General features: G+C 71.3%; 23 protein-coding genes and 1 pseudogene. 12 read left to right on the top strand and 12 right to left on the bottom strand.

Going from position 1 to position 23,760, the window contains the following annotated elements:
• Nucleotides 1-61: 61 nt before the first annotated feature.
• From AQI88_RS43395 to AQI88_RS22930, 3 genes and pseudogenes are all read right to left on the bottom strand, one after another.
• Nucleotides 62-199: pseudogene (locus tag AQI88_RS43395) on the bottom strand (ABC transporter ATP-binding protein); the annotation flags it as partial.
• Between the two features lie 87 nt (nt 200-286).
• Complete coding sequence (locus AQI88_RS22935) at nt 287-1,531, bottom strand: L,D-transpeptidase (protein ID WP_208615872.1); 1,245 nt, start codon at nt 1,529-1,531, stop codon at nt 287-289.
• Nucleotides 1,532-1,751: 220 nt separating this feature from the next.
• Nucleotides 1,752-2,099: a hypothetical protein gene (locus AQI88_RS22930; RefSeq protein WP_067002484.1), complete on the bottom strand. Its 348-nt coding sequence runs from the start codon at nt 2,097-2,099 to the stop codon at nt 1,752-1,754.
• 110 nt (nt 2,100-2,209) lie between these two features.
• Between AQI88_RS22930 and AQI88_RS22925 the strand changes: the two genes are divergently transcribed.
• Both AQI88_RS22925 and AQI88_RS22920 read left to right on the top strand, forming a co-directional pair.
• Entirely contained in the window at nt 2,210-2,536 is a 327-nt protein-coding gene (locus tag AQI88_RS22925; RefSeq protein WP_067002482.1) for a hypothetical protein, read from the top strand.
• A 41-nt stretch (nt 2,537-2,577) separates the two neighbouring features.
• Complete coding sequence (locus tag AQI88_RS22920; RefSeq protein ID WP_244184270.1) at nt 2,578-3,372, top strand: hypothetical protein; 795 nt, start codon at nt 2,578-2,580, stop codon at nt 3,370-3,372.
• A 53-nt stretch (nt 3,373-3,425) separates the two neighbouring features.
• On the opposite strand, the gene hutH is transcribed toward AQI88_RS22920, so the two are convergent.
• From hutH to AQI88_RS22905, 3 genes are all read right to left on the bottom strand, one after another.
• Nucleotides 3,426-4,964 carry a histidine ammonia-lyase gene (gene hutH, locus AQI88_RS22915; RefSeq protein WP_067002478.1) on the bottom strand — a complete coding sequence of 513 codons (1,539 nt, stop codon included), beginning with the start codon at nt 4,962-4,964 and terminating at the stop codon, nt 3,426-3,428.
• A gap of 86 nt (nt 4,965-5,050) precedes the next feature.
• Nucleotides 5,051-6,205, bottom strand: a complete 1,155-nt coding sequence (locus AQI88_RS22910) for a GGDEF domain-containing protein (protein ID WP_067002476.1) — start codon at nt 6,203-6,205, stop codon at nt 5,051-5,053.
• Between the two features lie 212 nt (nt 6,206-6,417).
• Nucleotides 6,418-7,212 carry an enoyl-CoA hydratase/isomerase family protein gene (locus AQI88_RS22905; protein WP_067002474.1) on the bottom strand — a complete coding sequence of 265 codons (795 nt, stop codon included), beginning with the start codon at nt 7,210-7,212 and terminating at the stop codon, nt 6,418-6,420.
• A gap of 216 nt (nt 7,213-7,428) precedes the next feature.
• On the opposite strand from AQI88_RS22905, the gene AQI88_RS22900 reads away from it, so the two are divergent.
• On the top strand, nt 7,429-8,055 hold the full coding sequence (locus AQI88_RS22900) for a hypothetical protein (RefSeq protein WP_244184268.1): 627 nt from the start codon (nt 7,429-7,431) through the stop codon (nt 8,053-8,055).
• Nucleotides 8,056-8,077: 22 nt separating this feature from the next.
• On the opposite strand, the gene AQI88_RS22895 is transcribed toward AQI88_RS22900, so the two are convergent.
• A complete protein-coding gene (locus tag AQI88_RS22895) occupies nt 8,078-9,202 on the bottom strand; it encodes an adenylate/guanylate cyclase domain-containing protein (protein WP_067002472.1) in 1,125 nt (374 codons plus the stop codon).
• Nucleotides 9,203-9,401: 199 nt separating this feature from the next.
• Entirely contained in the window at nt 9,402-10,262 is an 861-nt protein-coding gene (locus AQI88_RS22890) for a biotin--[acetyl-CoA-carboxylase] ligase (protein ID WP_067002469.1), read from the bottom strand.
• 112 nt (nt 10,263-10,374) lie between these two features.
• Here AQI88_RS22890 and AQI88_RS22885 point away from each other — a divergent pair, with 112 nt between their 5' ends.
• From AQI88_RS22885 to AQI88_RS22880, 4 genes are all read left to right on the top strand, one after another.
• Nucleotides 10,375-11,970 (top strand): acyl-CoA carboxylase subunit beta, encoded by a 1,596-nt coding sequence (locus AQI88_RS22885; RefSeq protein WP_067002467.1) that lies wholly within the window; start codon nt 10,375-10,377, stop codon nt 11,968-11,970.
• A 24-nt stretch (nt 11,971-11,994) separates the two neighbouring features.
• A complete protein-coding gene (locus tag AQI88_RS43390; RefSeq protein ID WP_079057739.1) occupies nt 11,995-12,204 on the top strand; it encodes an acyl-CoA carboxylase epsilon subunit in 210 nt (69 codons plus the stop codon).
• Nucleotides 12,205-12,313: 109 nt separating this feature from the next.
• Nucleotides 12,314-12,442: a morphogenic membrane protein MmpB gene (mmpB, locus tag AQI88_RS48535; protein ID WP_279616563.1), complete on the top strand. Its 129-nt coding sequence runs from the start codon at nt 12,314-12,316 to the stop codon at nt 12,440-12,442.
• Between the two features lie 26 nt (nt 12,443-12,468).
• Nucleotides 12,469-13,086, top strand: coding sequence for a Maf family protein (locus tag AQI88_RS22880; RefSeq protein WP_079057738.1), 618 nt, complete (start codon nt 12,469-12,471; stop codon nt 13,084-13,086).
• On the opposite strand, the gene AQI88_RS22875 is transcribed toward AQI88_RS22880, so the two are convergent.
• A complete protein-coding gene (locus AQI88_RS22875; protein WP_244184267.1) occupies nt 13,058-13,642 on the bottom strand; it encodes a hypothetical protein in 585 nt (194 codons plus the stop codon). The two genes, AQI88_RS22880 and AQI88_RS22875, sit on opposite strands and share 29 nt — an antisense overlap.
• Before the next feature lie 361 nt (nt 13,643-14,003).
• Between AQI88_RS22875 and AQI88_RS22870 the strand changes: the two genes are divergently transcribed.
• On the top strand, nt 14,004-15,776 hold the full coding sequence (locus tag AQI88_RS22870) for an acetyl/propionyl/methylcrotonyl-CoA carboxylase subunit alpha (RefSeq protein ID WP_067002463.1): 1,773 nt from the start codon (nt 14,004-14,006) through the stop codon (nt 15,774-15,776).
• 168 nt (nt 15,777-15,944) lie between these two features.
• Here AQI88_RS22870 and AQI88_RS22865 read toward each other — a convergent pair whose 3' ends face one another.
• Nucleotides 15,945-16,877, bottom strand: coding sequence for a DeoR/GlpR family DNA-binding transcription regulator (locus AQI88_RS22865; protein WP_079057737.1), 933 nt, complete (start codon nt 16,875-16,877; stop codon nt 15,945-15,947).
• A gap of 166 nt (nt 16,878-17,043) precedes the next feature.
• A complete protein-coding gene (locus tag AQI88_RS22860) occupies nt 17,044-18,492 on the bottom strand; it encodes an NAD(P)H-quinone dehydrogenase (protein WP_067002460.1) in 1,449 nt (482 codons plus the stop codon).
• Nucleotides 18,493-18,598: 106 nt separating this feature from the next.
• Here AQI88_RS22860 and AQI88_RS22855 point away from each other — a divergent pair, with 106 nt between their 5' ends.
• From AQI88_RS22855 to AQI88_RS22845, 3 genes are all read left to right on the top strand, one after another.
• Nucleotides 18,599-19,036 carry a gamma-glutamylcyclotransferase family protein gene (locus AQI88_RS22855; RefSeq protein ID WP_067002457.1) on the top strand — a complete coding sequence of 146 codons (438 nt, stop codon included), beginning with the start codon at nt 18,599-18,601 and terminating at the stop codon, nt 19,034-19,036.
• A gap of 158 nt (nt 19,037-19,194) precedes the next feature.
• Complete coding sequence (locus AQI88_RS22850; RefSeq protein ID WP_067002455.1) at nt 19,195-20,019, top strand: purine-nucleoside phosphorylase; 825 nt, start codon at nt 19,195-19,197, stop codon at nt 20,017-20,019.
• A 204-nt stretch (nt 20,020-20,223) separates the two neighbouring features.
• Nucleotides 20,224-21,855 carry a phospho-sugar mutase gene (locus tag AQI88_RS22845; RefSeq protein ID WP_067002453.1) on the top strand — a complete coding sequence of 544 codons (1,632 nt, stop codon included), beginning with the start codon at nt 20,224-20,226 and terminating at the stop codon, nt 21,853-21,855.
• A 91-nt stretch (nt 21,856-21,946) separates the two neighbouring features.
• Here the strand turns inward: AQI88_RS22845 and AQI88_RS22840 are convergent, their stop codons facing one another.
• Complete coding sequence (locus tag AQI88_RS22840; RefSeq protein ID WP_067002451.1) at nt 21,947-22,660, bottom strand: PH domain-containing protein; 714 nt, start codon at nt 22,658-22,660, stop codon at nt 21,947-21,949.
• 131 nt (nt 22,661-22,791) lie between these two features.
• Between AQI88_RS22840 and deoC the strand changes: the two genes are divergently transcribed.
• Entirely contained in the window at nt 22,792-23,757 is a 966-nt protein-coding gene (deoC, locus tag AQI88_RS22835) for a deoxyribose-phosphate aldolase (RefSeq protein WP_079057736.1), read from the top strand.
• The last annotated feature ends 3 nt before the right edge of the window (nt 23,758-23,760 follow it).

The raw sequence follows: 23,760 nt of genomic DNA, 5'->3' as shown, positions 1-23,760 counted from the left end.
CCTGCACGTCAGCCCCCCGGATCCCGAAGTATGCCGGGGGTGATCTGACGGCTCAATACCGTCAAGTGCCCGCGTTCTCCTTGACGGTGATCCGGCCCTTGCGGATGGTGGCCACCCGCGGGGCCTTCTTCGCGATCGCGGAGTCGTGGGTGACCATGATGAAGGTCAACCCGTGTTCCTTCCACAGACGTTCGACCATGAGAAGGCTGTGCCCGGCCCCGGGAAGAGCCCGGAAATGCCGATGCCGCCCCTGGGGGCGGCATCGGACGAGCTGTGGAACGGGGTGTCAGACGGCCGAACCGGCCTTCCACTGCGCCCAGTCCATGTTCCAGCCGTTGAGGCCGTTGTCCGGCGAGACCGTCTTGTCGCCGGTGTTCTGGACGACCACCACGTCACCGATCAGCGTGTGGCTGTAGAACCACGCGGCCGGCATGTTCGCGTCGCCCGCGCCCTTCTTGTCCTGGAGGCCGACGCAGCCGTGGCTGGTGTTGACGCTGCCGAAGACGGACGGAGCACCCCAGTAGTTGCCGTGGATGAAGGTGCCGGAGCTGGTCAGGCGCATGGCGTGCGGCACGTCCTTGATGTCGTACTCGCCCTTGCCGTCGCCGTCCTTGAAGCCGACCGTCGCGCCGTTCATCCGGGTCTGGGTGAACTTCTCCGAGATCACCATCTGGCCCTGGTACGTGGTGTGCTCGGGGGCGCCGGCGGAGATCGGGATGCTCTTGACGACCTTGCCGTCCTGCGTGACCTTCATCTGCTTGGTCTTCGCGTCGACGTAGGAGACCTGGTTGCGGCCGATGTGGAAGGTGACCGTCTTCTGCTGCACGCCGGTGACACCGGGCGCGCCCTCGACGCCGTCGAGCGCGAGCTTCAGCGTGACGGTGGAACCCGCCTTCCAGTACTCCTCCGGACGGAAGTCGATGCGGTTGGCGTTGAACCAGTGACCGACGACCTCCTGGCCGCTGCTGGAGGTGACCGTGATGCCCTTCTGGACGGCCGCCTTGTTGGCGATCGCCTTGTCGAAGTTGATCGACACGGGCATGCCCACGCCGACGGTGGCCCCGTCGTCCGGGGTGAAGGTGCCTATGAAGCTGTTGGCCGGGGCGACCGTGGTGAAGGAGGCGTTCTCGGTGGCTGCGCGGCCCTGGGAGTCCTTGGCCTGAGCGGCGACCTTGTAGGTGGTGGAGCGCTGGAGCTGGGTGGTGGGCTTCCAGCTGGTCTTGTCGGCGGACAGCGCGCCCGCTACGGCCTTGCCGTCGGCGGTGGTCATCGTCACACCGGTGAGCGTGCCCTTGGCGACCTGGACCGCGGCCGAGTTGTTGATGGAGGCGTTGTTGGAGCCGTCCTTGGGCGTGATCGTGATCTGGGCCTCGGACGACTTCTTGGCCGCCGCCTCATCGGCCTTGGCCTGGGATGTGTTGTCGTCTGCGGCCTTGGCGTTGCCGCCGCCGGAACATCCGGTGAGTGCCAGCACACCGCCGAGCAGTGCGGACGCGACCGTCAGGCCCTTGCGCCGCTTACTGTCCGTCATCACACGCTTCTCCATCGTTGCCGAATCCGTGAAAACCCCGAGCCCCCGCTGGGAACCTTCAACGCTACGGGCGATTCGTCCCGTTCCACATAGCTCACAGATGTGGGCCACACCACGTCCGCCCGGAGCGGGGTGGTGCGGGAGTCGCCCGTGCGCCCCCTTGAGACGACGAAACCCCGGACGGCGGTTGCCGTCCGGGGTCATGGGTGCCCCGGGACGCTCAGCCGATGCCGACCTCTTCTTCGTCGTCGTCCGCCCCATCATCCTCGTCCAGATCCCACTCCGGCGAGTCCGGGTCGTACTCGACCCGCTCGCTGGACCAGGAAGCCTGCTGGAGCTCCACTCCGGGCACCTCACTGACCAGGTCGAACGGATCCACCAGATACGCCAGGGCCTCCGCGGTGTCTTCCGTCACAGCACCCTCGGCGTGGGCCCGCTCCTCCGGCGGCAGCTCCGGATCACGGGCGAGCCGGCCCAGCGCGGCCTTGGTCAGCTCGTCCTCGTCCTGCACCTCGAGGACCAGCTCCACCCGAAGTCGTACAAACCGTGATGTCTCTTCAGCGCTCATGCCGGGAGCGTACGACCGAAACCTCCCGTGACTTTCCTGTGACCCGCGACTTTCACTAACATCGCCCCACACGGCCAATTCGCCAGCGCCACAAGGGGGATCGATATTCCGTGTCATCCGCTCGCCGTTCGCTGCTGACCGCCACCGCCGCGGGGACCCTGCTGTGCGCGTTGTGGTTCGTCCCGTCCGCCAACGCGTCGCAGGACGACCCGGCGAGAGTGACGGCGCAGACCGCCTCGGCCACCACGACGACGCAGGTCACCCAGCAGGCCCGGGCGGTGTCCGCGGCCACCTCCGAGGCCGCACAGGACACCACCGAACTCGCCGACACCGGCAGCTTCGACACCACGCCGTACGTCATCGGCGGCAGCGCCTTCCTCGCCATCGGTGCCGGATTCGTGGTGTATTCGGTGCGCCGGGAACGCCTCGGCTTTTAATTTTCTTGACGTTTCCTTGACGGAAGTCGCATAGTCCGCCCATGAAGAGATCATCGGGTGTGCGGCTGTGCGCCACCGCAGCTGTGGGCGTGCTGTCGTTCACCCTCATCACGGGCTGTTCCGACGGGGGTTCGAAGGACTCCGGGGACGGCAAGGGCGGACAGGCCGCGAAGCCGGCCGCCAAGGCCCTGAGCGCCGCCGAGCTGAAGAAGCTGATCATCGCCAAGGGCGAGGTGACCGGTTACAAGGTCACGGCCGTCAAGGGCGGCACCCCCGCCAAGAGCGCGGTCAAGGCGGACGACGCGCAGTGCGAGCCGCTGCTCCACGTCCTGACCGGCATCGCGCCGGGTGACGCGGCGGCGGAGACCAACCGCATGGCCACGCAGGACAAGAAGGACCCCACGGACCACGCGACGTCCATGGACGATCTGGCCGACGGCAAGTTCGAGGACGCAATCAAGAACTCCATGAACCTGGATGTCACCGTGGTCGTCCTGTCCTCCTACGACGGGGACGGCGCCGAGAAGGCCCTGCAGTCGGTCTCCGGCGCGGTGAAGGCCTGCGCGGGCGGCTTCACCGGCGACCAGGCCGGTGAGAAGGCGAAGTTCACGAAGGTCGCCGAGGAGAAGTCCGCGGGCACCGGTGACGCGTCGCTCGCCTTCGCCGCGACCAGCGACATGGGGGACGGGGACGCCGCCCCGGTCCACGCCGAGGTCGTGCGGCACGGGAACACCCTCGCCTCGTACACCACCATGAACATCGGCGCGATGATGGCCAAGAAGGCCTACACGGTGCCCGCTGCGGTGATCAAGGCCCAGACGGCCAAGCTGAAGTGACGCGAGAGGGGCCCTGTCGCCGGACAGAGCCCCTCCCTTTGTGACGTTCCGCCTTACTGAAGCGGCCCGGTGACCGGCTCCACGGCGGCGACGACGCGGCCCCCGCGCACGAACGCGTCGGCGGCGGCCAGGTCGGGAGCCAGGAAGCGGTCCGGACCCGGGCCCTGCACCCCCGCGGCCCGCACGGCCTCGATCACGGCCTGCGAGGCGGGCGCCGGGGACAGGCCCTCACGCAGCTCGATGGCGCGGGTGGCGGCGTACAGCTCGACGGCGATGATCCGGGTGAGGTTGTCGACGGCGGTGCGCAGCTTGCGCGCGGCCGACCAGCCCATGGACACGTGGTCCTCCTGCATGGCGGAGGACGGGATGGAGTCCGCGGACGCCGGTACGGCCAGCCGCTTCATCTCGCTGACCAGCGCGGCCTGCGTGTACTGGGCGATCATGAGCCCGGAGTCCACACCGGCGTCGTCGGCGAGGAACGGCGGCAGGCCGTGGCTGCGGTTCTTGTCCAGCAGCCGGTCGGTGCGGCGCTCGGCGATGGAGCCGAGGTCGGCGGCGGCGATGGCGAGGAAGTCCAGGACATAGGCGACCGGGGCGCCGTGGAAGTTGCCGTTGGACTCGACGCGGCCGTCGGGCAGGACGACGGGGTTGTCGACGGCGGAGGCGAGTTCCCGCTCGGCTACGAGGCGGGCGTGCGCGAGGGTGTCGCGGCCCGCGCCGGCGACCTGCGGGGCGCAGCGCACGGAGTAGGCGTCCTGGACGCGCGGCGCGTCGTCCTGGTGGTGCCCGGTGAGCTGGGAGCCCTTCAGCACGGCGAGCATGTTGGCGGCGGAGGCGCCCTGCCCCGGGTGCGGCCGGATGGCGTGCAGCTCGGGAGCGAGCACCTTGTCCGTCCCCAGCAGCGCCTCCATGCTGAGGGCGGCGGTGACGTCGGCGGACTTGTACAGGGTGTCCAGGTCGGCCAGGGCCATGACCAGCATGCCGAGCATGCCGTCGGTGCCGTTGAGGAGGGCCAGGCCCTCCTTCTCACGCAGCTCGACCGGCTGGATCCCGTGCTCGGCGAGCAGCTCGCCGGCGGGCCGGACGCTGCCGTCGGGACCCTCCGCCTCCCCCTCTCCCATGAGCGTGAGGGCGCAGTGGGACAGCGGGGCCAGGTCGCCGGAGCAGCCGAGGGAGCCGTACTCGTGCACGACCGGGGTGATCCCGGCGTTCAGCACGTCCGCCATGGTCTGCGCGACCTCGGGACGGACGCCGGTGTGTCCGGAGCAGACGGTCTTGAGCCGCAGGAACATCAGGGCCCGTACGACTTCGCGCTCGACCCGCGGGCCCATGCCGGCGGCGTGCGAGCGGACGATGTTGCGCTGCAGCTGGGCGCGCAGTTCCTGGCTGATGTGCCGGGTCGCCAGGGCTCCGAAACCGGTGGAGACGCCGTAGACCGGGTCCGGCTTGGCCGCCAGGGCGTCCACGATCTCCCGGGCCGCCGCGAGGGCCGCCACCGCCTCGGCCGACAGCTCGATGCGGGCGCCGCCGCGCGCCACGGCGAGAACGTCGGACGCGGTGACTCCGGACGTCCCCACCACCACAGTGTGCATATCCATATTCAGGAGCGTACGCATTGAATGCGTTGATGTCACTAGTGGGGAGCGGGACTGCCCCTTACCGAACCGTGTGCTTCACCTCACGGCCTCCGGCCGCGGAAACGCCGGCGTTCGGCGAGCGCGTGCGGCGCCTCGAGCGGGGACTCGTCCGCCAACCGTACGACCGGATCGTCGGGGCCCTCCCGCCCGGCCACCACGGGCCGGTCCGCGCGCACGGCCTTGGCCCGGTACTGCGCGGCGTCGGCCAGCCGGAACAGCCGCCGGGCGTCCTGCACCGGCCCGATCGGATCCTCGGTCGAAGCGACCCCGCACGCCACGCCCTCGCCCAGCTCCAACTCGGCGGCGCGGCGGCACAGTTCATCCGCCGCCTTGACCACGTCATCGGCGGCCGGACCCACCGCCAGCAGACAGAACTCGTCCCCGCCGAGCCGGGCGGCGAGCGCGCCCGGCACCATGGCCCCGCACAGCGAGAGCACCGAGCCGAACCGCTCCAGCAGGCGGTCGCCGACGGCGTGCCCGAGGGTGTCGTTGACCCGCTTGAGTCCGTTGAGGTCACAGACGACGAGGCTGACGACCACACCGTCCCTGCGGTGCTGTTCGACGGCCTCCTCCAGGCGTACGTCCACGGCACGGCGGTTGGCGAGGCCGGTGAGGGCGTCGGTGTAGGCGAGGCGGCGGGCCTCCTCCAGCCGCTCGGTCTGCGCGAGTCCGGCGGCGACGACGGCGGCCAGGACGGTGGCGAAGTCGGCGTCCGCCCGCCCGAACACGGGCACACCGACGGTCCGGGCGACATACAACTCGCCCCAGGCCCGGCCGTGCAGCACGACGGGGGCGACGACACAGCAGCCGCGGCCCCTGCGGCGCAGGGCGGCGACGCGCCGGTGGAAGTAACCGGGAGTGCCGGCGGCCGTGCCTTCGGCGGTCTCCACCCACGCGTTGGGCCCGCCCCCGCCCGCCCACCGCTCGTGCAGGAACTCGGTGATCTCCGGGAACTGATGCACCGGATAGGCCTCGGCCTCCGGGAACTCCTCCTCGTCGGGACGGCGCTCCCCCACGTTCACCAGGACCCGCAGCCGCCCCAGCTCCCGCTCCCACACCGACAGCGCGGCGAAGCCGCCGTCCAGCGCCCGGCACGCACCGAGCGCGGCGGCCCGCCACGACTCCCTCGGAGCAGGCGCCGCCGCCATCCCCTGAGCCAGCGCCACCACAGCGGCAAGCCGCTTGTCCTCACCCATTTTTCCAGGTTAGGGATGAAATCCAGCAAATGGTGAGATTAGTACGGCGATCAGGTACGCGAGGGGGATTTATGCCGGGTGGCTTCGGGCAGTAGCACGTCTGCGGGCCGGTGGGGCTGGTCGCGCAGTTCCCCGCGCCCCTTCAGGCGCTCAGCTGCGGGCAGTCGTGCCTCCCCAGCCACAGCACAGGGCACTGTCCCGCACAGGGCACCTCACTCCCCCGGCCACGCAGGCTTCCGCTTCTCGTTGAACGCCGCGACCCCCTCCGCCCGGTCCCCCGAGAACGCCACCGACCTCCACGCCGCGTCCTCGACCTCCAGCCCGGCCCGCAGATCCAGCCCGTGCCCCAGCCGCAGCGCCCGCTTCGCCGCCCGCAGCCCCACCGGAGAGTTCCCGGCGATCCGCGCCCCCAGCGCCAGCGCCTCCTCCCGGTCCTGCCCCTCCTCCACCAGCTGGTCCACCAGCCCCAGTTCGGCCGCCTCCGCCGCCTCCACCCGCCGTGCCGAGAAGATCAGCTCGGCCGCCCGCGCCGCCCCGACCCGCCGCGGCAGCAACTGCGTACCGCCACCGCCAGGAATCACGCCCACGGACACCTCCGGCAGCCCCACCACCGCCGTACGGTCCGCCACGATCAGATCGCAGGACAGGGCGAGTTCGAAACCGCCGCCCAGCGCGAAGCCGTGCACCGCCGCGATCGTCGGCATCGGCAGCTCCAGCACCCCGGTGTACGCCCCGCGCGCCACCGGCCGCTGCCGCACCAGGTCCGCATCGCTGAAGGAGTTCCGCTCCTTCAGGTCGGCCCCGACGCAGAACGCCCGCTCGTGCGAGGAGGTCACCACGACCACCCGCGCCTCCCGGTCGGCGCCGAGCGCCGCGCACGCGGCCGCGATGGAGCGGGCCATGTCCGTCGAGACGGCGTTCATGGCCTTCGGTCGGTCCAGCACCAGCTCCGCCACGTGCCCGTGCCGCCGTACCAGCACGAACTCCCCGAACCGCTCCTCACCCATGACACCCTCCGGTTAACGCGGGTTAACTCACTGTCGGCCCGATCATCGCAGCCGTACCCCGCCGCGGGAAAGTGCCCCTGCGAAGAGCCGGTCCCGCCCGGTGTTCTACGCCCGTTCGAGTGACATCCCGGCCGTCTCACCCCACACCGCCCACAGGAGCGCATAGCGTGCGCTCCGCCACGGCACGCCCCGGGCGCGCGGCGGGGAGGGAACCTCATGACACCGATACGTGCACAGTCCCGTACGGCCGAAACGGACCGGCAGGCCGGGCCGGCACAGGCCGCGGAGCCGGCTCTGCCCGCCGTCCGCCGCGGTCGGCACCGCAAGCCCCGCCCCCGCAAGGTCCTGCTCGCCACCGGCGGCCTCGCACTCGCCGCCGGAGTGCTCAGCCTCGTCCGGGTCGCCCCGGAGGCCGGGGTCGGCGCCCCGGGCACCGCGGAGGCCGAGCCCCGGCTCGACCCGGGCGGCGGCGCCACCGACCACGCGGCCGACCCCGCCGCCACCGTCGCCGACGTACCCACGCCCCTGCCCTCGGCCGCGTCCGTCATGGGCGGGGTGAGCGCCGCACCGACGGCTACGGCCACGACAGGCCCCACGGCCCGGGCCACGCCCACCGCACTCCCCGGCAGCACGGGCGTCCCGACCACCATCCCGACCGCGGTGCCTCAGCCGACGGCGACCTCGTCCGCCCCGGCACCGCGCCCCTCGCCCACGACAACCGCGCCCACCCAGGCCCCGGCACCGGCACCGAGCCACAGCACGACCGCACCCGCGCCGGGCGGCGGGGTGTGCGTACCGGTGATCGGCCTGTGCGTGGACCTGCCGGGCGCCTCACGTCCGTAGGTCTCAGGAATGGGCGCAGGCCTCAGGACTGGCCGTCGCGGCGGGCGAGCAGCCACGGCTCGACCACGCCGAGCCCGCGGACCGGGCGCTGCCACATCGGCTGGAGCGCGAAGCGGTACGTCGGCGGCTCCTCGCCCTCCTTCTCCGCGGCGGCCGCTGCCTCGGCCGCCTCCGCCTCCGAGGCGGGGGCCTCGCCGCTGCGGATCAGCTCCTCGGCGAAGGCGCTGTCCACCAGCACGGCGTCACGCGGGGCTATCGAGGTCAGCCGGGAGGCGAGGTTCACCGTCGTACCGAAGACATCACCCATTCGGGTGGTCACGGTGCCGAACGCCATGCCCACGCGCAGCTCGGGCATCGTCTCGTCGTTCGCCATCGTCTCGACCAGACGCAGCGCGATGTCCGCGGCCGTGCCCGCGTCGTCGGCGGCGTACAGCACCTCGTCGCCGAGGGTCTTGATGAGCCGGCCGCCGCGCGCGGCCACCAGGTCGGCGGCGGTGGTCTCGAAGGCCTCGACCAGCTCGCCGAGCTCCTCCTCCTCCATCCGGCGGGTCAGCCGCGTGAACCCCACGAGATCGGCGAAGCCGACGGCCAGGCGCCGGTCGACCATCTCCTCGTCGTCACCGGTCTGCACGACACGGCCGGCCGAGGCGGCGAGCTGGCGGCGCCAGACGTAGACGAGGAACTCCTCCAGCTCGGGCAGGAGCAGCTCGACGATCGGGTACGTCACCTCGGTGCGGGTCATGCCCGGCTCGGGGGGCTCGGTCAGGCCCTCCAGAAAGGAGTCCATCTGCCATTCGGCCAGTCGGGCGGTGGTCTGTCCCGTGGACCGGGCCACCTGGACGGCCATGGCCTCGCTGAGCAGCCCCGCCTCGACCAGACCGGCGAGGCGCCGCAGGGCCAGTACGTCGGCCTCGGTGAGCGCCTTGGCCTGCCCGATGTCGGCGAAGCCCATGGCCCGCCAGAAGCGGGAGGCCAGTTCCATGGAGACGCCGGCGCTACGGGCCGCCTGGAAGGGGGTGTAGCGGCGCTCCGCGCCCAGGATGAGGTGTTCGAGACGCAGCGCGAGCGGGTCCTCGCCGGGGTCGGCGTCGTGGGGTTCCGCCCGGCCGTCCTCGCCCGCGCCGGAGCCCGTGTCGTCGACGGTCACGCCTGCTGCCCTTCTGATCTGCCACGGTCAGATATCGACCGGCCTCAACTCTACGGCAGGTGTGCGCCAGCTCACTCCGTCGGGTTCGGCCGACACCTGCGCAGCTGCGGGCAGTCACCTGCCTGGGGGCTTGCCGCCCCCAGACCCCCGCTTCGGCCCGAACGGCCTCGTCCTCGAACGCCCGACAGGCTGGTTGGTCTCACGCCGGCCGCACGTGCACGATGTCCCCCGCCCCCACCGGCTCCTGCACGCCCTTCTCCGTCGCGATGACCAGGCGGCCGTCCCCGTCCACCGCCACGGCCTCCCCCACGATCGCCCGGTCCCCCGGCAGCTCCGCCCGCACCACCCGCCCGAGCGTCGCGCACCCCGCCGCGTACGTCTCCTGCAGCTCGCTGGCCACCGGGTCGCCCCCCGCTGCCCGCCAGCGCAGGTACCACTCCTCCAGCGACCGCAGCACCGCCCGCAGCAGGGGGTCGCGGTCCGTCCCGACCGCCCCGGCCAGCACCAGCGAGCCCGCCTGGGGCACCGGCAGCTCCTCGGCCCGCAGGCTGACGTTGATGCCGACGCCGATGACCACACCGTCGTCCCCGGCCCGCTCGGCGAGGATGCCGCCGGCCTTGCGCTCCTCACCGCCGACGGTCACCAGCAGGTCGTTGGGCCACTTGAGGGCCGTGTCCACGCCCGCGGCCCGGGACAGGCCGGTCGCCACCGCCACCCCGGTGAGCAGCGGCAGCCAGCCCCAGCGGGCCACGGGCACCTCGGCCGGGTTCAGCAGGACGGAGAAGAAGAGGCCCGAGCGGGCCGGTGCGGTCCACTGGCGGTCCAGGCGGCCGCGCCCGGCGGTCTGCTCCTCGGCGACCAGGACCGCGCCCTCGCCCGCCTTGCCGGCCGCGGCCCGGGCCACCAGGTCGGAGTTGGTCGAGCCGGTGCGCTGGACCAGCTCCACCTCCGACCACAGACTGCCCTCCCGGACCAGCCCGCGCCGCAGCGCCGTGGCGTTCAGCGGCGGGCGCTCAAGGTCGGACCAACGGCTGTCGTCTGATGCATTGTGCGGCGTCATGCAAGTCACCCTAGGTGTGGGAAACGCCGCACTGCCGACACCGAGGCACGCCACTACGCTACGGATGAGTAACCGTCCCCCCGTTTTGAGCAGGCAGGGAGCCGCGATCCCGATGTCCGAGCCGGAAGAGACCGACATTCACACGACCGCGGGCAAGCTCGCGGATCTGCAGCGCCGTATCCATGAAGCGACGCACGCCGGCTCCGCACGCGCCGTCGAAAAGCAGCACGCCAAGGGCAAGCTGACGGCCCGTGAGCGGGTCGAGCTGCTGCTGGACGAGGGCTCCTTCGTCGAGCTGGACGAGTTCACCCGGCACCGCTCCACCAACTTCGGACTGGAGAAGAACCGCCCGTACGGGGACGGCGTCGTCACCGGGTACGGAACGGTGGACGGACGGCCCGTCGCCGTCTTCTCCCAGGACTTCACCGTCTTCGGCGGCGCCCTCGGCGAGGTCTACGGGCAGAAGATCGTCAAGGTGATGGACTTCGCCCTGAAGACCGGCTGCCCGGTCATCGGCATCAACGACTCCGGCGGCGCGCGCATCCAGGAGGGGGTCGCCTCCCTCGGTGCCTACGGCGAGATCTTCCGCCGCAACACCCACGCCTCCGGGGTGATCCCGCAGATCAGCCTGGTCGTCGGCCCCTGCGCGGGCGGCGCGGTCTACTCCCCGGCCATCACCGACTTCACGGTCATGGTCGACCAGACCTCGCACATGTTCATCACCGGCCCGGACGTCATCAAGACCGTCACCGGCGAGGACGTCGGCTTCGAGGAGCTGGGCGGCGCCCGCACCCACAACGCGGTCTCCGGCGTGGCCCACCACATGGCGGGTGACGAGAAGGACGCGATCGAGTACATCAAGCAGCTGCTGTCGTACCTGCCGTCCAACAACCTCAGCGAGCCACCGGTGTTCGCGGAGGAGGCGGACCTCTCCCTCACGGACGAGGACCGCGAGCTGGACACGCTGGTCCCGGACAGTGCGAACCAGCCCTACGACATCCGCACGGTGGTCGAACACGTGCTGGACGACGCCGAGTTCTTCGAGACGCAGGCGCTGTTCGCGCCGAACATCGTGACCGGCTTCGGCCGGGTCGAGGGCCACCCGGTGGGCATCGTCGCCAACCAGCCGATGCAGTTCGCCGGCTGTCTCGACATCGACGCCAGCGAGAAGGCCGCCCGCTTCGTGCGCACGTGCGACGCCTTCAACGTCCCCGTGCTCACCTTCGTCGACGTGCCCGGGTTCCTCCCCGGCGTCGACCAGGAGCACACCGGCATCATCCGCCGCGGCGCCAAGCTGATCTACGCCTACGCCGAGGCGACGGTCCCGCTGATCACGGTCATCACCCGCAAGGCCTTCGGCGGCGCCTACGACGTCATGGGCTCCAAGCACCTGGGTGCCGACCTCAACCTCGCCTGGCCGACCGCCCAGATCGCCGTCATGGGCGCCCAGGGCGCGGTCAACATCCTGCACCGCCGCACGATCGCCGAGGCGGAGGCGAACGGCGAGGATCTGGAGGCGGTGCGCGCCCGGCTCATCCAGGAGTACGAGGACACCCTCCTCAACCCTTACATCGCCGCCGAGGCCGGCTACGTCGACGCGGTGATCATGCCGTCCGACACCCGCGCCCACATCGTCCGCGGTCTGCGTCAGCTGCGCACCAAGCGGGAATCCCTGCCTCCGAAGAAGCACGGCAACATCCCCCTCTAGGCCCCGCGGACCCTTGGAGCCGTCATGAACATCAAGGTCGTACGAGGCAACCCGACCCCGGAGGAGCTCGCCGCCGCCCTGGCGGTGGTCCGCGCCCGCGCCGCGGCGGCAGCAGCAACGCCGCCCGGCGCACCGGGCCCCCGGGACGCCTGGTCGGACCCGTCCCGCATCGCAGCACAGCGCGTCCCCCACCCGGGCCAGTCATCCTGGACCCGCACTTATTGGCCAAGCTGAGCTGCAACTCCCCAGGGGCGCGGGGAACCGCGCAGCTCAGTGCAGCACCAGTGCCAATCTGAGTACGCCTACTCAGGCGCCCTGACCGCCCCAGCCCCACGCTAGTGGCATGCTGTGGTCAGACCCCGAGAACGAGCCGCCGAAAGAACTGCGCGACATGCAGGAGATGCTTCGGCGGCTCGGCCTCGTCCTGGCCCTGGCCATGCTGCTCGGGATGATCGTGATCGGCCTGAGGTAGCGCAGCGACACCGCTAACCTGGCCGTATGACTGCTAAGCCGCGCAGACGACTCGTGCTCGCCTCCCAGTCCCCCGCCCGGCTGGGCCTCCTGAGGCAGGCGGGCCTCACGCCCGAGGTGATCGTGAGCGGGGTCGACGAGGACGCGGTGACCGCGCCCACCCCGGCCGAGCTCGCGCTCGCCCTCGCCGAGGCCAAGGCCTCCGTGGTGGCGGCGAAGCCGGAGGTGCAGGGCGCCCTGGTGATCGGCTGCGACTCGGTGCTGGAGCTGGACGGCCAGGCGCTCGGCAAGCCCGCCGACGCCGAGGAGGCCACCGCCCGCTGGAAGGCGATGCGCGGGCGGGCCGGGACCCTCCAGACGGGGCACTGCGTCTGGGACACGACGGCCAAGCGGTACGTCGCCGGGGTCGCCTCCACCGTCGTCCGCTTCGGCGAGCCCACCGACGAGGAGATCGCCGCGTACGTCGCCTCCGGCGAACCCCTCTACGTCGCCGGAGCGTTCACCCTGGACGGCCGCTCGGCGCCGTTCATCGAGGGCATCGACGGCGACCACGGCAACGTGATCGGCATCAGCCTGCCCCTCGTACGGCGGCTGCTGGCCGAACTGGGCATCGGCATCACAGAGTTGTGGGCACCGGCTGAGTGAGCTGGGCGGGGACCGAGTCCTGCGGCTCGTCGTCCCCGTCCTGCGGCTCACCCGTACGGCTGTGCGGCTCACCCGCCACGCCCGGCGACACGCCCGGCTCGGTCACGGCCTTCGGGTCGCCGCCCGCCTCCGGGGCACCGCCCGGGGAGGCCTGCTCCGGACCGCCGTCACGGTCGTACGTCATCAGGAGCAGGACGACGAGCCCGAGCATCACCATCATGAACAGGAACGCCGGCCAGCCCACCATGCTCAGGGTGAACGCGCCCAGCAGGGCGTGCACCACCGCGACGCTGATCAGCAGGATGCGGCCGAAGCCGGCGGGGGCCCGGTTGCGTATCGCGACGAGCAGGGCCACCACGGCGCACAGGACGAAGTAGAGGCCGAAGAGGACTCCACCGATCTTCGAGGACGTCGACATGACATGGGGATCGAGGCCGGCCAGCGACATCTTCTGCCGGTCCACGACCATCCCGAGGAACCAGTTCAGTGCCGCGATGAAGAGCGCCTCGGCAAGGAGGACGACCGCCACGACCCACGCCACCGGTCTGCGTACCACCGGCCCCCACCCACTTTCGACCTCAGCTGTTACCTCAAGTACGTTCGAGTCATCGCGAACGCTACTAATGGGTAAACCCAGGGACAAGGGTTCGGTCAGTAGCAAAGAATCATTGGGCCATTCGTAGGGACTCGACAAAGAAACGGAGTGGGCCGCAGCACGCCCTCACAGAGACCTTGACCACATGACGGGGCTAGGGTTTCCCGGTGGAGCCCTGCGTACCGAGGTGCGACATGGGCTTTCGCGGGTCGAGCAAGCCTCGCATCACGCTCCGTGTGGGCAAGCTCACCATTGGGGACGGGTCGAAGTGCCGTGTCCACAGTCCCTAAACTCGGCTTGTTTCAAGGAGGGAGCCTCAATCGTGCGCAAGGTGCTCATCGCCAACCGTGGCGAAATCGCTGTCCGCGTGGCCCGGGCCTGCCGGGACAGTGGGATCGCGAGCGTGGCCGTATACGCGGACCCGGACCGGGACGCTCTGCATGTCCGCGCCGCGGATGAGGCGTTCGCACTGGGCGGTGACACTCCGGCCACCAGTTACCTGGACATCGAGAAGGTGCTGAACGCCGCTCGTGAATCCGGTGCGGACGCGATCCACCCCGGCTACGGCTTCCTCTCCGAGAACGCCGACTTCGCGCAGGCGGTCCTGGACGCCGGTCTGATCTGGATCGGCCCGCCTCCGCAGGCCATCCGCGACCTGGGTGACAAGGTCGCCGCCCGGCACATCGCCCAGCGCGCCGGCGCCCCCCTGGTGGCCGGCACGCCCGACCCGGTCTCCGGTGCCGACGAGGTCGTCACCTTCGCCGAGCAGCACGGCCTGCCGATCGCCATCAAGGCGGCGTTCGGCGGCGGCGGCCGCGGTCTGAAGGTCGCCCGGACCCTCGAAGAGGTCCCCGAGCTGTACGAGTCCGCGGTGCGCGAGGCGGTCGCCGCCTTCGGCCGTGGCGAGTGCTTCGTCGAGCGCTACCTGGACCGTCCGCGTCACGTGGAGACCCAGTGCCTGGCCGACAAGCACGGCAACGTGGTCGTGGTCTCCACCCGTGACTGCTCCCTCCAGCGCCGCCACCAGAAGCTGGTCGAGGAGGCCCCGGCGCCGTTCCTGTCCGAGAAGCAGGTCGCCGAGCTGTACCGCGCCTCGAAGGCGATCCTGAAGGAGGCCGGCTACGAGGGCGCCGGCACCTGTGAGTTCCTGGTCGGCCAGGACGGCACGATCTCCTTCCTGGAGGTGAACACCCGCCTCCAGGTGGAGCACCCGGTGACCGAGGAGATCACCGGCATCGACCTGGTCCGCGAGATGTTCCGCATCGCCGACGGCGAGGAGCTGGGCTACGACGACCCGCAGCTGCGCGGCCACTCCTTCGAGTTCCGCATCAACGGCGAGGACCCGGGCCGCAACTTCCTCCCGGCTCCCGGTACGGTCACCCGGTTCGCCCCGCCGTCCGGTCCCGGTGTCCGCCTGGACGCGGGCGTGGAGTCCGGCTCGGTCATCGGCCCGGCCTGGGACTCGCTGCTCGCCAAGCTGATCGTCACCGGCCGCACCCGCAAGGAGGCCCTGGAGCGGGCCTCCCGCGCCCTGGAGGAGTTCCAGGTCGAGGGCATGGCGACGGCGATCCCGTTCCACCGCGCGGTCGTCAAGGACCCCGCCTTCGCCCCGGAGCTGACCGGTTCCGCCGACCCCTTCACGGTCCACACCCGCTGGATCGAGACCGAGTTCGTCAACGAGATCAAGCCCTTCACCGCCCCGGCCGACGCCGAGGCGGAGGAGGAGTCGGGCCGCGAGACGGTCGTCGTCGAGGTCGGCGGCAAGCGCCTGGAGGTCTCCCTCCCGTCCTCCCTCGGCATGTCCCTGGCCCGCACCGGCCTCGCGGCGGGCGCCAAGCCGAAGCGCCGCGCGGCCAAGAAGTCCGGCCCGGTGGCGTCCGGCGACACCCTCGCCTCCCCGATGCAGGGCACGATCGTGAAGGTCGCCGTCGAGGAGGGCCAGGAGGTCCAGGAGGGTGACCTGGTCGTCGTCCTTGAGGCCATGAAGATGGAACAGCCCCTGAACGCCCACAAGGCGGGCACCATCAAGGGCCTGACCTCCGAGGTCGGCGCGTCCGTCACCTCGGGCGCAGCGATCTGCGAGATCAAGGACTGACGGCAAGAATCCGAGTGACGCCCGGTGGACCGCTTACGGTGGTCTGCCGGGCGTTTCGCTTTCAGCGCGGGCGAGCTACAACCCCCAGGGGCGCGGGGAACTGCGCGAACAACCACAACGGCCCCGCACCCGCCCAACGACCTCAAGCCCTACGGCGAACAGGCACTCTCAGCGCCTGCGAAGGTCGGCGACGCGCCCCCGCTCAGCCCCCGCCGACTGCTCCCCCAGCATCCCCCGCAGCCCACCCCCGCTCACCGGTCCCCGCCGCGGCCCCGGCAACGGACGCCGCGCCGGGACCTGCTCACCCCCCGAAGGGCTGCTCGCCCCGGCCACGGCGATCTGCACCCCCTGATCGGCAAGGGCCTGCAGCTCGGTGGCGGCACGGTCCTCGTGCGCGGGCGGCTCGTCGGTGACCAGCCGGGTGATGACATCCGTCGGCACCGTCTGGAACATCGTGTCCGTGCCCAGCTTGGTGTGGTCGGCGAGGACCACGACCTCGGCGGCGGCCTGCACCAGCGCGCGGTCGACGGACGCCGAGAGCATGTTGGACGTGGACAGACCCCGCTCCGCGGTCAGGCCGCTCCCCGACAGGAAGGCCCTCGACACTCTCAGCCCCTGCAGGGACTGCTCGGCGCCGGAGCCGACCAGGGCGTAGTTGGAGCCGCGCAGGGTGCCGCCGGTCATCACGACCTCCACCCGGTTGGCATGGGCCAACGCCTGGGCGACCAGGAGGGAGTTGGTGACGACCGTCAGCCCGGGCACGCGCGCGAGCCGGCGGGCCAGCTCCTGCGTGGTGGTCCCCGCTCCGACGACGATGGCCTCGCCCTCTTCGACGAGGCCCGCGGCCAGGTCGGCGATGGCCGTCTTCTCGGCGGTCGCGAGATGGGACTTCTGCGGAAAGCCGGACTCCCGCGTGAACCCGCCCGGCAGTACCGCACCGCCGTGCCGGCGGTCGAGGAGTCCTTCTGCCTCCAGTGCCCGCACGTCCCGTCGTACGGTCACTTCGGAGGTCTGGACGACACGGGCGAGTTCACGGAGCGACACGGCCCCGTTCGCTCGCACCATTTCGAGGATCAATTGGCGACGTTCTGCAGCGAACACGAAACTGACAGTAACCCCAACGACCGTCTGCTTTCAGCAGTTTGCGCCGAATAGCAGAAGTTGTTCGCATGGGAGGGCGGGAAGTGGTATAGGGGCTAACCCGCCCGACTATGCCGTACGCATGCGCGACAACTCCCCGTGACCAGCGGGGATGCGGAATCGGCCGTCAGGCCTCGCCGCTCGCCTTGCGCGTGTGGAGCTGGCGCGCCACCTCCGCGATCGACCCCGAAAGGGAGGGGTACACGGTGAATGCGTTCGCGATCTGTTCGACCGTCAGATTGTTGTCGACGGCGATCGAGATGGGGTGGATCAGTTCCGAGGCACGCGGCGCGACGACCACACCGCCGACGACGATGCCGGTGCCCGGGCGGCAGAAGATCTTCACGAAGCCGTCCCGGATGCCCTGCATCTTGGCGCGCGGGTTGCGCAGCAGGGGGAGCTTGACCACGCGCGCGTCGATCTTGCCCGCGTCCACGTCCGCCTGGCTGTAGCCCACGGTGGCGATCTCCGGGTCGGTGAAGACGTTCGAGGAGACCGTCTTGAGGTTCAGCGGGGCCACCGCGTCGCCGAGGAAGTGGTACATGGCGATACGTCCCTGCATGGCGGCGACGGACGCGAGGGCGAAGACACCGGTCACGTCACCGGCGGCATAGACGCCCGGAGCGGTCGTCCGCGACACCTTGTCGGTCCAGATGTGCCCGGACTCGCGCAGCTTGACGCCGGCCTCCTCCAGGCCCAGCCCCGCGCTGTTCGGGATGGCACCGACGGCCATGAGGCAGTGCGAGCCGGTGATGACGCGCCCGTCGGCCAGCGTCACCTCCACCCGGTCGCCGACCCGCTTGGCGGACTGCGCGCGGGAGCGGGCCATGACGTTCATGCCGCGGCGCCTGAAGACGTCCTCCAGGACGGCGGCGGCGTCCGGGTCCTCGCCGGGCAGCACGCGATCGCGCGAGGACACCAGGGTCACCTTGGAGCCGAGCGCCTGATAGGCACCGGCGAACTCGGCACCGGTCACACCCGAGCCGACCACGATCAGCTCGTCCGGCAGCTCGGTGAGGTCGTAGACCTGGGTCCAGTTCAGGATGCGCTCGCCGTCGGGCTGGGCGTCGGGCAGCTCGCGCGGGTGGCCGCCGGTGGCGATGAGGACGGCGTCGGCGGTGAGGGTCTCCTCGGTGCCGTCGGCGGCGGTGACGACGACCTTGCGGGAGCCGTCGAGGCCCTGCATGCCGTCCAGCCGGCCGCGGCCGCGCAGGACCCGGGCGCCGGCGCGGGTGACGGAGGCGGTGATGTCGTGCGACTGCGCGAGTGCGAGCCGCTTCACACGCCGGTTGACCTTGCCGAGATCGACACCGACGACCCGGGCGGCCTGCTCCAATGGCGGGGTGTCGTCGGCGACGATGATGCCCAGCTCCTCGTACGAGGAGTCGAAGGTGGTCATCACCTCGGCCGTAGCGATAAGGGTCTTCGACGGCACGCAGTCGGTCAGCACCGACGCTCCGCCCAGACCGTCGCAGTCGACGACGGTCACCTCCGAGCCGAGCTGGGCGGCCACCAGGGCCGCCTCGTATCCGCCGGGTCCGCCACCGATGATCACGATCCGAGTCACGTACCCCATTGTCCCGCACGCTTCAAGGTGCTACTGCCCGGGGCCGCACCAGCGGGACTCCTGGAACGGAAGAGGGTGACCGGGACGGGAGTTTCCCCTGCCGTACCCTCTCTCCATGTCGCTCTATGCCGCATACGCCGGCAACCTCGATGCGGGGCTGATGTCCGGCCGCGCCCCGCACTCCCCACTGCGCGCCACCGGCTGGCTGAACGGCTGGCGACTGACCTTCGGGGGCGAGCAGCTGGGCTGGGAGGGGGCGCTGGCGATGATCGTCGAGGAGCCCGGAGCCCAGGTCTTCGTCGGCCTGTACGACATAGCACCCATGGACGAGGAGTCCCTCGACCGGTGGGAGGGCGTGGGCCTCGGCATCTACCGGCGCGTCCGGGTGCTCGCGCACACGCTGGACGGCGAGGAACCGGCCTGGGCCTACGTCCTGAACGGCTACGAGGGCGGGCTGCCGTCGGCCCGGTACCTCGGGGAGATCGCCGATGCCGCCGAGTCCGCCGGGGCGCCCCACGACTATGTGATGGAGCTGCGCAAGCGCCCCTGCTGAGGCGAGCCGGACGGCGCTCCGGGCGCGCCGAGCAAGGGGCCCCAGCGGGTTTTGCTGCGGATTTGCCCCTCCTTTGTCGAAAACGACAAGACAACGATCCCAATCCCGTGGGCTCTGTCATCTACGCGCGTAGGCGAAGAGCGGCTACCCTCGTCGGCGTGAACGCATCTCTTCTTCCGGACGACATCCAGGGCGACCCCTACGCCGCCGCCGACGCGGCCGCCGCGCGCCTGCGCGAGCTCACGGGCGCCGAGACCCACGACGTCGCCCTCGTGATGGGCTCCGGCTGGGCTCCGGCCGTCGACGCCCTGGGGGCCCCCGACGCCGAGTTCCAGGTCACCGAGCTGCCCGGCTTCCCGCCGCCGGCCGTCGAGGGACACGGCGGCAAGATCCGCTCGTACACCTTCGGTGACAAGCGCGCGCTGGTCTTCCTCGGCCGCACGCACTACTACGAGGGCCGCGGTGTCGCCGCCGTCGCGCACGGCGTCCGCACGGCCGTCGCCGCCGGCTGCAAGACCATCGTGCTGACCAACGGCTGCGGCGGTCTGCGCGAGGGCATGCGCCCCGGCCAGCCGGTCCTGATCAGCGACCACCTCAACCTGACGGCCACGTCCCCGATCGTCGGCGCCAACTTCGTCGACCTGACGGACCTCTACTCCCCCCGCCTGCGCGCCCTGTGCAAGGAGATCGACCCCACCCTGGAGGAGGGCGTCTACGCGCAGTTCCCCGGCCCGCACTACGAGACCCCGGCCGAGATCCGCATGGCCCGCGTGATCGGCGCGGACCTGGTCGGCATGTCCACGGTCCTCGAGGCCATCGCCGCCCGCGAGGCGGGCGCCGAGGTGCTGGGCATCTCCCTGGTCACCAACCTCGCGGCAGGCATGACCGGCGAGCCCCTCAACCACGAGGAGGTCCTCCAGGCGGGCCGCGACTCGGCGGCACGGATGGGCGAGCTGCTCGGCCAGGTACTGGGCAAGCTGTAAGCAGCGCGGGGACCTGCGGCGACGCGAGTGCGCCGCGGGTGTTGCGGTGGCGCAAGCGCGCACCGCGGGTGCTGCGGTGGCGCTGAGCGCGATCCCGCCCGTCCACTTCACGGCCGACCGAGTCGGATGGGCGGGTGGGAAACGGGGGTCTGGGGGCGGAGCCCCCAGGAGAGCAGGCACAACACAGGAGAGGTTGACCACGACGTGCACGACGATCTGATCACCAAGGCCCAGGCATGGCTCGCCGAGGACCCCGACGCGGAAACCCGTGAGGAACTCGCCAAGCTGATCGACGCCGGTGACGTAACGGAACTGTCGGCCCGTTTCAGTGGCACCCTCCAGTTCGGCACCGCCGGCCTGCGAGGTGAGCTGGGCGCCGGCCCGATGCGCATGAACCGCAGCGTCGTCATCCGCGCCGCCGCCGGCCTCGCCGCGTACCTGAAGAAGCAGGGCCACACCGACGGACTCGTCGTCATCGGCTACGACGCCCGCCACAAGTCCGCAGACTTCGCCCGGGACACCGCCGCCGTGATGACCGGGGCCGGCCTGCGCGCAGCGGTCCTGCCCCTCCCCCTCCCCACCCCCGTGCTGGCCTTCGCGATAAGGCACCTCGGCGCGGTCGCGGGCGTGGAGGTCACCGCCAGCCACAACCCGCCCCGGGACAACGGCTACAAGGTGTACCTCGGTGACGGCTCCCAGATCGTCCCGCCCGCCGACGCGGAGATCGCCGCCGAGATCGACGCGATCGCCTCCCTGAACGACGTACCCCGCCCGGAGAGCGGGTGGGAGACCCTGGACGACGCGGTCCTGGACGCCTACCTGGCCCGTACGGACGCGGTCCTCGCCCCCGGCTCCCCCCGCACCGCCCGCACGGTCTACACGGCGATGCACGGCGTCGGCAAGGACGTCCTCCTCGCCGCCTTCGCCCGGGCCGGCTTCCCCGAGCCGGTGCTGGTCGCCGAGCAGGCCGACCCGGACCCGGACTTCCCGACGGTGGCCTTCCCCAACCCGGAGGAGCCGGGCGCCATGGACCTGGCGTTCGCCCAGGCCCGGGAGACGGTCCCGGACCTGGTGATCGCCAACGACCCGGACGCCGACCGGTGTGCGGTGGCCGTGCGCGACGGCGAGGCCTGGCGGATGCTGCGCGGCGACGAGGTCGGCGCACTGCTCGCCGCCCACCTGGTGGGCCGGGGCGTCACCGGCACCTTCGCGGAGTCGATCGTCTCCTCCTCCCTCCTCGGCCGCATCGCCGAGAAGGCGGGCCTGCCCTACGAGGAGACCCTCACCGGCTTCAAGTGGATCGCCCGCGTGGAGGGCCTGCGCTACGGCTACGAGGAGGCCCTCGGCTACTGCGTGGACCCCGAGGGCGTACGCGACAAGGACGGCATCACGGCCGCGCTCCTGATCACGGAACTGGCCTCGCAGCTCAAGGAGGAGGGCCGCACCCTCCTCGACCTCCTCGACGACCTGGCCGTGGAGCACGGCCTGCACGCCACCGACCAGCTCTCGGTCCGCGTCCAGGACCTCTCGATCATCGCGGACGCGATGCACCGCCTGCGCGAACAGCCCCCGACCGAGCTGGCGGGCCTGCCGGTCGTCCGCGCCGAGGACCTCACCCAGGGCACGGACAAGCTCCCGCCCACCGACGGCCTGCGCTACACCCTCGACGGCGCCCGCGTCATCGTCCGCCCCAGCGGCACCGAGCCCAAGCTGAAGTGCTACCTGGAGGTCGTCGTCCCGGTCGCCGCGCACGCCGGCCTCCCGACGGCCCGCACGAAGGCCGACGAACTGCTGGCCGCCCTGAAGCGGGACCTGTCGGCAGCGGCCGGCATCTGATCCGTACGCAGACCGATGGGGTGCCCCCGCCCGGGGCACCCCATTTCGTCTTTCAGGCGTTCACACGCCCCGCCTCACCGGCAGAGCAGCCTCACCCGATCGCCAGCAGAATCGCCAGCAGCACCGCCCCGGCCACCGCAGGCGCAGCCACCTCGTAGGCCCAGCGCACGGTGACCTCCCCCTGAGCCGCCTCCGCCTCGCCGCGCCGCTCCAGGACTTCCCGCAGGTCGTCCATGATCTTGTCGGTCTCCGCGCGCGCCGGACCGGTCGAGGCATCGGCATCACCGAACGCGCCGAACCCGCCGAGGCCCAGCCCGCCCCCGGCCCGCCCGCCACGCCCGCCGAGCACACCGCGCCCGCCACCCGCGCCCGCCGAGTCCACCCGCGCCTGCCGCCGTGCCGCCTTCTTGCGGGCGCGCAGCGAGACCGGGATGGCCCACAGCTGGTACTTGGCGCCGGACTTCATGACGGCCTCGTTGGTGTACCCGGAGCGCAGGGAGGCGATCTCGCCCCAGGGCAGGGTGATCAGCCGGAAGGGGTTGCGGATCCGCAGCCGGTCGTCGTTCGCGTAGACGGCCGGGCGCAAGGTGAAGGCGACCACCAGCGGCACGATCAGGATCAGCCCGGCGAGCGCGAGCCAGGGCGTCCGCCCGTGCCCGTGGACCAGCGCGTCGAAGCCCAGCCAGCCGACGAGCGCGAGCAGCAGCACACCGGCCACCAGCGCCAACGGCGAGCGGTAGATCCGGTCCTTCGCGGCGGGTACCGGGGGCTGTGGCGCGGGTGACTGGTGGTCCGGGGTCGTCATGGCCCCGATTCTGCCCGAAGCCACCGCGACCGCCCCTGCACGCCCCGATACCGGCGCTCATCCGTGACCTCCGACCAGGCAATGAGCACCCGGGGCTATACAGCCGCTACGCGCGTAGATATGCTCGTCTGGTGACCATGCCCACCACTGCATCCCCCGCACACGCTCTCGCTGACGTCACCGCGTCCGACAGCACGCTGCGCCGCTTCCTCCACGGGCTGCCCGGCGTCGACGCGGTCGGCCTGGAGGCGCGCGCCGCGTCTCTCGGCACCCGTTCCATCAAGACCACCGCGAAGGCGTACGCCATCGACCTCGCCATCTCGATGGTCGACCTGACGACGCTGGAAGGCGCGGACACCCCGGGCAAGGTCCGGGCGCTCGGCGCCAAGGCGGTCCACCCCGACCCGACGGACCGTACCGCCCCCGCCACCGCCGCGGTCTGCGTCTACCCCGACATGGTGGCCACGGCCAAGGAGGCCGTCGCCGGCTCCGGCGTGAAGGTCGCCTCGGTCGCCACCGCCTTCCCGGCCGGCCGTGCCGCCCTCGACGTCAAGCTGGCCGACGTCCGGGACGCCGTCGCCGCGGGCGCCGACGAGATCGACATGGTCATCGACCGGGGCGCGTTCCTCGCGGGCAAGTACCTGAAGGTGTACGACGAGATCGTCGCCGTGAAGGAGGCCTGCGGGACGAGCGCCCGGCTGAAGGTCATCTTCGAGACCGGCGAGCTGTCGACGTACGACAACATCCGCCGGGCGAGCTGGGTGGGCATGCTGGCGGGCGCGGACTTCATCAAGACGTCGACCGGCAAGGTCGCCGTCAACGCGACCCCCGCCAACACCCTCCTCATGCTGGAGGCGGTGCGCGACTTCCGCGCCCAGACCGGCGTCCAGGTCGGCGTGAAGCCCGCGGGCGGCATCCGCACCACCAAGGACGCCATCAAGTTCCTGGTCCTGGTCAACGAGACCGCGGGCGAGGACTGGCTGGACAACCACTGGTTCCGCTTCGGCGCCTCCTCGCTCCTGAACGACCTGCTGATGCAGCGTCAGAAGCTGGCCACCGGCCGCTACTCCGGCCCCGACTACGTGACGGTGGACTGATCA

The sequence above is a fragment of the Streptomyces cellostaticus genome, assembly GCF_001513965.1.
Taxonomy (GTDB): Bacteria; Actinomycetota; Actinomycetes; order Streptomycetales; family Streptomycetaceae; genus Streptomyces; species Streptomyces cellostaticus.
The sequence above is the reverse complement of the archived record's forward strand: the minus strand, read 5'-3'. Positions and strand labels throughout refer to the sequence as shown.